Raw genomic sequence first — 756 nt, forward strand, 5'->3', positions numbered from 1 at the left:
ACAGCAGCACCGTCTAACTCTTTCGGATGTCATTCCAAATTACCCACATTATACAGGGCGCTTTTAAAAACGCCCTCCTCTTTCCTCTTATTAAATGATCGGATGGAGTAAACTTATGAATAATCCTATCGCTATTACAAATAACACCATTAACGAAGAAAGCGTTCAGACAGTAAATGCACGTGAATTACATGTCTTTTTGGAGAGTAAACAAGATTTTTCTACTTGGATAAAAAAACGTATTATGACCTATGCTTTCCTTGATGGAAGGGACTTTATTCGCTTCCACAAAAAAATGGAAGCGAACAATGCCATAGCAGTAGAATACTATCTTACCTTAGACATGGCGAAAGAGCTTGCCATGGTCGAGCGTAATAAAAAAGGAAAGCAAGCAAGAGAATACTTTATCGAATGCGAGCGGCGTGCAAAGCAAATTGTTACACCACAAATCGATTACTCAAGTCCACAAGCGATGATTGGCTTTTTGAATTACCTACAAGGACAAATAAATCAAAAAGATACCATCATTGAAGATTTAAAACCAAAAGCAATGGCTCTTGAAAGCTTACAACGCTCTGATGGGCTCTTCGGTCTTACTGAAGCCGCTAAAGTGCTCGAAATGCAACCAAAACAATTCATTCTCTTTTTACAGAAAAAAAGATGGGTTTATCGACGCACTTTCGGGGCTCACTTATTGCCTTATCAAGACAAAATACAAAAAGGACTAATGGATTGCTCAACCCTCACTATTCAAAC

Annotated in this window: 1 protein-coding gene; it reads left to right on the forward strand. The window is 38.4% G+C overall.

What is annotated here, in order from left to right; genetic code table 11:
- Positions 1-115: 115 nt before the first annotated feature.
- Positions 116-756 (forward strand): antA/AntB antirepressor family protein (locus ACFINC_RS10530; RefSeq protein ID WP_375617180.1); only part of this gene is annotated, 641 nt, incomplete at its 3' end.

This window comes from Bartonella sp. AP58NXGY, from assembly GCF_042195785.1.
Taxonomy (GTDB): Bacteria; Pseudomonadota; Alphaproteobacteria; order Rhizobiales; family Rhizobiaceae; genus Bartonella.